Origin of the sequence: Mesorhizobium sp. M0514 (genome assembly GCF_040321145.1) — a bacterium.
Classification (GTDB): Bacteria; Pseudomonadota; Alphaproteobacteria; order Rhizobiales; family Rhizobiaceae; genus Mesorhizobium.
Map to the genome: position 1 here is coordinate 1 of NZ_JAMYQZ010000144.1, position 8,580 is coordinate 8,580.

The following is an 8,580-nucleotide window of genomic DNA, read 5'->3' on the forward strand; positions in this document are numbered from 1 at the left end:
CCCCATCCGGGCGCGGCGGACTGGTCGGTCATCGCACCGGTCCGAAAGTCGTGGTCGATTTTCGGCAAGCCCGGTGCGAAGATTTGGCGCCGGAGCGTGGCAATGCGTCCGCATGGACGTATGTCGCTCTGGCCGAAGCGGGGCGCCGATGCTGCGATACATCTTACGGCGGCTTTTGACCGCCATTCCGACGCTGTTCGTCATCGTGACAATGGCGTTCTTCCTGATACGCGTCGCACCGGGCGGCCCTTTCAATCAGGAGCGGGGCCTCAGTCCCGAGATCAGGGCCAATCTGGAAGCACAGTTCGGCCTCGACGATCCGCTCTGGCTGCAATATGCCCACTATCTCGGCAATCTCCTGCGCGGCAATTTCGGGCCGAGCTACAATTTGCCTGACTTCACCGTCACCGAACTGTTTGCCAAGGGGCTGCCGATATCGGTCCAGCTCGGCACCTCCGCGCTGATCCTGGCGCTGCTGCTTGGTTCGGTGCTCGGCACCATCGCCGCGCTCAACCAGAACAAGCTTGGCGACTATACGGTGATTGCGCTGGCGACCGCCGGCAGCACTATCCCCACCTTCGTCATCGCTCCTGTGATTCAGCTGGTGTTCGGATTGACCTGGAAGCTGTTGCCGATCGGCGGCTGGGGTGATGGCGCATTGATCAACAAGATCGGCCCGGTGCTGACGCTGGCCTTGCCGCAGATCGCCATCGTTGCCCGCCTGATGCGCGGGTCGATGATCGAGAGCTTGCGTTCGCATCATATCCGAACGGCGCGTGCGCTCGGCCTCTCCGACTGGTCGGTGGTGGTCAAGCACGCGCTGCGCGGCGCCATCCTGCCGATCGTTTCCTTCACCGGTCCGGCAGCCGCGGCGCTGCTCACCGGTTCGGTCATCGTCGAGACCATCTTCTCCATTCCCGGTGTCGGCCGCTATTTCGTCGATGCCGCGCTCAACCGCGACTACACGCTGGTGATGGGGACCGTGGTGGTGATCGCGCTCTTCACCATCGTCTTCAACCTGATCGTCGACGTCATGTACGCGGTCGTCGACCCGAGGGTACGCTATGACTGAGGGTGCGCTATGACTGACATCACAGCCGCCGCCGCTCCGCCGGCCGTCGTCGGCCGCTCGCTCTGGGGCGACGCATGGGCGCGCCTCAAAGCCAACCGCGCCGCCATGTTCAGCCTCTATTACCTGGCCTTCATTGGCGTCATCAGCATCTTCGGCCCCTGGTTCGTGCCGCATCCGTACACCACCATCTATGCCGACTATGTGCGCACGCCGCCAAGCTTTTCAGCCTATCCGAAGCCCGACATGATCGAGACGGCGCTCAAGGATGCCGTCAAGCGCATGCGCGTCGACATCAAGGAGTGGAAACTGGACGGCAGTCGCGTCACCGTCACCGTCACCTCGACCAAACCGATCGACGACCGCAACATCCGCTATCTCGACCGCTCCGATGCCTTCGACGATACCAAGATAGAGAGCAAATCGGCCGACGGGCTCGAATTGACTATGACTGCGTCGGTCAAACAGCAGTACTTCCTGTTCGGCACCGACAACACCGGTCGCGATCTTCTCTCGCGAACGCTGATGGCAGGGCGCATCTCGCTGGCCATCGGCCTGCTTGCCGGCATTGTCGCCGTGGTCATCGGCGTCCTCTACGGGGCGGCGGCAGGCTTTTCCGGCGGCAAGATCGACGAGGTGATGATGCGCATCGTCGACGTGCTCTATTCCTTGCCCTTCATTTTCTTCGTCATCATGCTGGTGGTGTTCTTCGGCCGCAACTTCGTGCTGATGTTCCTGGCGGTGGGAGCGGTGCTGTGGCTCGACATGGCGCGCATCGTGCGCGGCCAGGCGCTGTCGATCCGGCGGCAGGAGTATGTCCAGGCGGCCGAAGCCATGGGCGTCGGCCAGCGCGGCATACTGCTGCGCCATGTCATCCCCAATCTGCTCGGACCAGTGGTGATCTACATGACGCTGCTGGTGCCGCAGGTCATCATCCTGGAAAGCTTCCTGTCCTTCCTCGGCCTTGGCGTGCAGGAGCCGATGACCAGCTGGGGCGTGCTCATCTCGGTCGGCGCCAAGAACATCGGCACCGCCAACTGGCTGCTTTTGTTCCCCGCCTTCTTCCTCGTGTCGACGCTGTTTGCGCTGAACTTCGTCGGCGACGGCCTGCGCGACGCGCTCGATCCGAGAGACCGATGAAGATGGGACCGATAAAGATGGGGACCGATAAGATGGGGACCGTTGCGATGGAAACGCCCGAAACGATCCTCAGCGTCAAGGACCTTCGCGTCCGCTTCCGCACGCTCGACGGCGCGGTCGAAGCGGTCAAGGGCATCAACATCCACGTCAAGGCAGGGGAAACCGTTGCCGTGGTCGGCGAATCCGGATCCGGCAAGAGCCAGACCATGATGGCGGCGATGAGCCTGCTGGCGTCCAACGGCGAGGCGACGGGTCACGTCGATTATCGCGGCCGCAACCTTTTGACCATGAGCAAGCCCGACCTCAACAAGGTGCGCGGCGCCAAGATCAGCATGATCTTCCAGGAGCCGATGACCTCGCTCGATCCGCTCTATTCGATCGGCAACCAGCTGATCGAACCGATCCGCAAGCACCGCGGCCTGAACGCAGCCGAGGCACGGAACGAGGCGCTCAAGCTGCTGCGGCTTGTGCATATTCCCGATCCCGAGCGGCGGATGAAATCCTATCCGCACGAAATGTCGGGCGGCCAGCGCCAGCGCGTCATGATCGCCATGGCATTGGCCAACGACCCCGACATCCTGATCGCCGACGAGCCGACGACGGCGCTCGACGTCACCATCCAGGCGCAAATCCTGGTGCTGCTCGCCGAATTGCAGCGCAAGCTCGGCATGGCCATCGTCTTCATCACCCACGATCTCGGCATCGTCCGGCGCTTTGCCGACCGCGTCTATGTCATGCGCTATGGCGAGGTGGTCGAGGAAGGCGAGGCGGAAGCACTTTTCGCCAACCCGCAGCATGCCTATACCAAAATGCTGCTGGCGGCCGAACCGACCGGCACCAAGGCGGCGCCGCCGCCCAGCGCTCCGGTGCTCCTGGAGGGCCGCAATGTCGAAGTGACCTTCAAGATCGGCGGCGGCTTCCTTGCCGGCGAACCGCTGCTGCTACGCGCCGTCGATCACATTTCGATCCGGCTGAAGCGCAACCAGACCATCGGTATCGTCGGCGAGTCCGGTTCGGGAAAATCGACGCTCGGCCGCGCACTTCTGCGCCTGTTGCCCAGCGACGGTGTCATCCGCTTCGGCGACCGCGACATCTCCACCGCCGACCGACAGGCGATGCGGCCGCTGCGGCGTGAGATGCAACTCGTCTTCCAGGATCCGTTCGGCTCGCTGTCGCCGCGCATGACCGTCGGCCAGATCATCACCGAAGGGCTTCTGGTGCATGAGCCGAACCTGTCAGGCAAGCAACGCGATCAGCGCGCCGTCGAGGCTTTGCTCGAGGTCGGCCTCGACCCCAACGCACGCAACCGCTACCCGCACGAATTCTCCGGCGGCCAGCGCCAGCGCATCGCCATCGCGCGTGCCGTGATCCTGAAGCCCAAACTGGTGGTGCTGGACGAGCCGACTTCGGCGCTCGACCGCTCGGTGCAGAAGCAGATCGTCGAATTGCTGCGCAAGCTGCAGGCCGACCACGAACTGTCCTACCTCTTCATCAGCCACGATCTCTCCGTGGTGCGCGCCATGGCCGACTACATCATCGTCATGAGGCAGGGCAAGATCGTCGAGGAAGGCCCGACCGAACAGATATTCAGCAACCCGCAGGCCGCCTACACCCAGACGCTGATGGCTGCGGCGATCGATGTCACGCGCTTCAGGCTGAGTGCCTAAGGCGTGACGTTCAGCCGATAGTCAGGGTAGGGTCAGTTCGCTTAGCCCGCTGACCTAGGGCATCTGTTGGCTCTTGTCGCGACAATGGCCTCTTGCCGCTGCTTCAGCAGTTCGATTCTGGCCGTCTCACGCTTGGCCACTGCGCTCTTCACGCGCGTGCCGCCGAGCAGCCAGTTCGGCACGCTGGTGTTGACGACCTTGCCACGGGTGATGGCGGTTTGCGAGATTTCGCGCGCGGTATCGCCCACCGCATTGTTGAGCTCGGCGCATGTCATGCTGTCGTATTTCGCCGGGTTGACCGCGCTGCCCAGCGATGAGCAGCCTGCCATCAGGAAAAGAACAAGCATCGCTGACAGCCGGCCTGCACTTGAAATCAACAAATTCATCTTCCGCAAACCTCGTTCCGGCCGCTGTCTCGGCGGCATTCCTATTATCGAGGTAGCGCGGATGGTTGTCGCGTCAAAACATCATGCTGACAGGGAACGCCGACGCGGCCGGTTTGCACCAAGCTATCTAGTGGGTCGGGAGAAACAAACACCTAAGTGTCTGTTTTTTCTGGTCGGAGTGGCAGGATTTGAACCTGCGACCCCCTCGTCCCGAACGAGGTGCGCTACCAGGCTGCGCTACACTCCGTGACCAGACCGCGGGCTTATAGCTGCCACATACCGTTCCTGCAAGCGGCAATGGCAGCGCTTCTGTCGCATTTCGTTGGCTTTCGTTGGGCATTGCCGCAAAGCCAGGATGTTCTGTTGGGATAAACCCGGCTTAAAGCCTTGTGTGCTAAGTCGCAGCCTCGATAGATCGTGTTTTCGCCATCTGGAGCTTTGCTGCCTTGCCCCTGAAAATCGTAGGCGACGCCCGGCCCAACAGCTTCGAATTCGAAACCGAAGCGCTGATCAAGGCGTCCGGCTTTCGCGAATACGACGCGCGCTGGTGGTTTGGCCATGCCGGCTCCAGCCAACCGCCGGACCTGAACCTGATCGGCGTCCAGGCGCTGGGCATGGGCCTGGGCACCTTGATCCGGCGTCTTGGCGCCGGGCCCGACATCGTCACCGGGCATGATTTCCGCTCCTATTCGCTTGCCATCAAGCTGGCGCTGGTTTCCGGCTTGATGGCTGCGGGCGCAAAGGTGAAAGACATTGGCCTGGCGCTGTCGCCCATGGCCTATTTCGCCCAGTTCGCGCTCGACGCGCCTTCCGTCGCCATGGTCACGGCATCGCACAACGAGAATGGCTGGACCGGAGTCAAGATGGGTGCGGCGAGGCCGCTCACCTTCGGACCGGAGGAGATGAGCGCCCTGAAACAGATCGTGCTGTCGGGCGATTTCGATCTTGCCGGCGGTGGCTCCTACGAATTCGTCTCCGGTTTTCGCGAGACCTATCTCGACGATCTGGTCGGCGGCAAGCACATCGCGCGCAAGCTCAGGGTTGTGGCCGCTTGCGGCAACGGCACTGCCGGCGCCTTCGCGCCGCAGGCGCTGGAGCGCATCGGCTGCGAGGTGATCCCGCTCGATGTCGAGCTCGACCACACTTTTCCGCGCTATAACCCCAACCCCGAAGACATGCAGATGCTGCACGCCATCCGCGACAAGGTGCTGGAGACCGGCGCCGATGTCGGGCTGGGCTTCGACGGCGACGGCGACCGTTGCGGCGTAGTCGACAATGAGGGCAACGAGATCTTCGCCGACAAGGTCGGCGTCATGCTCGCGCGGGACATCTCCAGCCAGCATTCCAGCTCGACTTTCGTCGTCGACGTCAAGTCGACCGGCCTGTTCCACACCGACAGCGTCCTGCGCGCCAATGGCGCGGTCACGGATTACTGGAAGACCGGCCATTCCTACATCAAGCGCCGCGTCGCCGAGCTTGGCGCCGTCGCCGGCTTCGAGAAATCTGGCCACTTCTTCTTCAATCCGCCGATCGGCCGCGGCTATGATGACGGTCTCGTCACCGCGATCGCCATTTGTGAGATGCTCGACCGCAACCCCACAAGTTCTATGGCCGATCTCTATCGCGCGCTGCCGCTGACCTTCGGCACGCCGACCATGTCGCCGCATTGCGCCGACGATGTGAAATACGGCGTGGTCGATCGGGTGGTGGCGGACTTCCAGGCGATGCAGCGCGCCGGCAAGACTTTTGCCGGCCAGAAGATCGCCGAGCTGATCACCGTCAACGGCGTGCGCGTCGTGGCCGAGGATGGCACCTGGGGGCTGGTGCGGGCGTCGTCGAACAAGCCGGAGCTTGTCGTGGTTGTCGAAAGCCCGGTATCGTCCGACCGCCGCCGGCAGATGTTCGAGGCCGTCGACGCCGTGCTGCGCCGCAGCCCCGAAGTCGGCGCTTACAACCAGACGTTCTGATTGGACCTTTCATGAGCGAGCGCATCGTCAGTTTTGTCATGAGCGGCGGTGTCGGCTCGCGCCTGTGGCCGCTGTCGCGCCAGGACAACCCGAAACAGTTCCACGATCTCTCCGGCGACGGCTCGATGCTGGCCAAGACCTTGCGCCGCCTGACGGGGCGGCCGGAAGGTGAGACGCCGATCTTCCTGATCGCCGCCGAGCGCCATGCCGAGCGTGTCCATGCCGACCTTGCCGGCCTCGACCTCGCCGGCGGCGGCCCGCTGTTCGAGCCGACCGGGCGCAACACGGCTGCCGCCGTGGCGCTGGCCGCGCTGCGCACATTGTCGGAGTTCGGCGACAGCCTGGTGCTGGTGGTGCCGTCAGACCACGAAATCGCCACGCCCAAGCAGTTCTGGCAGAGCGTCGAGGCGGGCAGCCAGGCAGCGCTTGCCGGCCGTCTGGTGGTGTTCGGCATCAAGCCGACGCAGCCCGAGACCGGCTATGGGTATATCGAAGTCGCAGCCGAAAGCGGCGGCGTCTTCGACGTGTCGCGCTTCGTCGAAAAGCCCGACCTCGCCACTGCGCAGAGCTATCTCAGTGCGGGCACCTTCTACTGGAACACCGGCATTTTCCTATTTCGCGCCGGCGCCATGCGCGACGCATTTGCGGCCTTCCAGCCCGACATCTGGCAGGCCACCGAAGCGGCCTACAAGGCAGCGACTTCGGATCTGTCCGGCCTTTATATGCCGCTCGACCTCTATGCCGCCATCCCGTCGAACTCGATCGACTACGCCATCATGGAACGGGCCAAGGACATCGCCATGGTGCCGGCCGGCTTCCGCTGGAACGACCTCGGCTCCTGGCAGTCGCTGCTCGATGTCGGCCCTGCCGACGCCAAGGGCAATGTCGTCGTCGGCGATGTCGTCGCCATCGATTGCGAAAACTCCTACATCAGAAGCGACGGCCGGCTTTTGTCGGCAATCGGTATGAAGGATGTCGCCATCGTCTCGACGGCGGACGCCACCTTCGTCGCCCCGGTCAGCCACAGCCAGCACGTCAAGAAAATCGTCGAGCAGCTGGAAAAGTCGGGCCGGCTGGAAACCAGGTTCACGCCGGCACACGACCGCGTCATCGAAAGCGGCGCCTGGCGTCGGCGCGTGCATCACTGGCTGTTCGAGGAGACCTTGCCGCTGTGGTCAACTTCAGGCGTCGATGAGCGTCATGGCGGCTTCCACGAGGCGCTGGGTTTCGATGGCAATCCGCTGTTGAAGCCCAAGCGTATGCGCACGACGGCCAGACAGGTCTATGCCTTTGCGGTCGCCAGGGCGCGCGGCTGGGACGGTCCGGCGGACCGGTTGATTAGCCACGGCATCGCCTTCATGGCCGGCAAGGGCCGCACCGACAGAGGCGGCTGGGTGCGCACGCTCAATGTCGACGGCTCCGTCAACGACCCAACCGAGGATGCCTACGACCATTCCTGCGTGCTGCTGGCGCTGGCGCATGCGCATATGTGCGGCAATCCGGATGCGCTGCGGCTGGGCCAGGAGACCTTCGTGTTCCTCGACGCGCATCTCGAGGACAGCCGCATGACCGGCTTCCTCGAGACGTCGGACGGCGAGGGCGAGCGGCGCTCCAACCCGCATATGCATCTGCTCGAGGCCTTCCTCGCCTGGTATGAGGCGACCGGCGACCGTACCTATCTGCGCCGCGCCGCGCGCATCATCGACCTTTTCCGCAGTCATTTCTTCGATGCCGAGAGCTGGACGCTGGGCGAATATTTCGACGCCGGGTGGAAGCCGGCCGCCGGCGAGAAGGGCACATGGACCGAGCCCGGCCATCATTTCGAATGGGCCTCGCTGCTCACCGATTTCGTCGCCCGCAGCGGTCAGGGCGAGTTGAGCAATTTTGCCCGCAAGCTCTACGCCTCGGCCATCGCCAACGGCCTCAACCGCGCCACCGGCCTTGCCTACGGCGCGGTCTCCAGACAGGGCCTGCCGCTCGACCTTGTGTCGCGGAGCTGGCCACAGGCCGAAGCGATCAAGGCGGCGATTGCGCTGGATGGCTCGGGTGGTCCCGACCTCAAGCCGGAAATCGAGGCGCGCGTCGGCCGCCTGTTCCGCTGGCACATCGATCCGGCCCCGCTCGGCCTGTGGATTGACCGCATCGACGAACGCGGCCGCTCCTTGGCATCGGACGTGCCGGCCAGCATCTTCTATCATCTGGTCTGCGCGCTGACGCAGTATCTGGACGGCACGGCGCAGAAGGGGTGAGGCGTTGGAGCTGCCAATCTCCCCCTTGCGGGCATAGGCGCTAAGATAGCTTTGGCATGGACTGAAATTTGCGCTTTCGTGGTGGTTCGCGCCAGCGATATC

Annotated in this window: 6 protein-coding genes and 1 tRNA gene; 5 read left to right on the forward strand and 2 right to left on the reverse strand. The window is 63.6% G+C overall.

Going from position 1 to position 8,580, the window contains the following annotated elements:
• Window positions 1-148: 148 nt before the first annotated feature.
• From NKI61_RS31285 to NKI61_RS31295, 3 genes are read left to right on the forward strand one after another with little or no spacing between them, the layout of a single operon-like run.
• Window positions 149-1,072, forward strand: coding sequence for an ABC transporter permease subunit (locus tag NKI61_RS31285; protein ID WP_023684574.1), 924 nt, complete (start codon window positions 149-151; stop codon window positions 1,070-1,072).
• Between the two features lie 9 nt (window positions 1,073-1,081).
• On the forward strand, window positions 1,082-2,209 hold the full coding sequence (locus tag NKI61_RS31290) for an ABC transporter permease (RefSeq protein WP_352842217.1): 1,128 nt from the start codon (window positions 1,082-1,084) through the stop codon (window positions 2,207-2,209).
• A 47-nt stretch (window positions 2,210-2,256) separates the two neighbouring features.
• Window positions 2,257-3,876: an ABC transporter ATP-binding protein gene (locus NKI61_RS31295; RefSeq protein WP_023684573.1), complete on the forward strand. Its 1,620-nt coding sequence runs from the start codon at window positions 2,257-2,259 to the stop codon at window positions 3,874-3,876.
• A 41-nt stretch (window positions 3,877-3,917) separates the two neighbouring features.
• Here the strand turns inward: NKI61_RS31295 and NKI61_RS31300 are convergent, their stop codons facing one another.
• Complete coding sequence (locus tag NKI61_RS31300) at window positions 3,918-4,262, reverse strand: hypothetical protein (protein ID WP_352842218.1); 345 nt, start codon at window positions 4,260-4,262, stop codon at window positions 3,918-3,920.
• Between the two features lie 170 nt (window positions 4,263-4,432).
• Window positions 4,433-4,509, reverse strand: a tRNA-Pro gene (locus tag NKI61_RS31305).
• 199 nt (window positions 4,510-4,708) lie between these two features.
• Here NKI61_RS31305 and NKI61_RS31310 point away from each other — a divergent pair.
• Entirely contained in the window at window positions 4,709-6,229 is a 1,521-nt protein-coding gene (locus NKI61_RS31310; RefSeq protein ID WP_352842220.1) for a phosphomannomutase/phosphoglucomutase, read from the forward strand.
• 11 nt (window positions 6,230-6,240) lie between these two features.
• Entirely contained in the window at window positions 6,241-8,478 is a 2,238-nt protein-coding gene (locus tag NKI61_RS31315; protein ID WP_352842222.1) for a mannose-1-phosphate guanylyltransferase/mannose-6-phosphate isomerase, read from the forward strand.
• Window positions 8,479-8,580 lie beyond the last annotated feature (102 nt).

What these genes read in the sequence shown, in the direction of transcription:
- NKI61_RS31290 (WP_352842217.1), top strand. Translation starts at nt 1,082, where the DNA reads ATGACTGACATCACAGCCGCCGCCGCTCCGCCGGCCGTCGTCGGCCGC.
- NKI61_RS31295 (WP_023684573.1), top strand. Translation starts at nt 2,257, where the DNA reads ATGGAAACGCCCGAAACGATCCTCAGCGTCAAGGACCTTCGCGTCCGC.
- NKI61_RS31300 (WP_352842218.1), bottom strand. Translation starts at nt 4,262, where the DNA reads ATGAATTTGTTGATTTCAAGTGCAGGCCGGCTGTCAGCGATGCTTGTT.
- NKI61_RS31315 (WP_352842222.1), top strand. Translation starts at nt 6,241, where the DNA reads ATGAGCGAGCGCATCGTCAGTTTTGTCATGAGCGGCGGTGTCGGCTCG.
- NKI61_RS31285 (WP_023684574.1), top strand. Translation starts at nt 149, where the DNA reads ATGCTGCGATACATCTTACGGCGGCTTTTGACCGCCATTCCGACGCTG.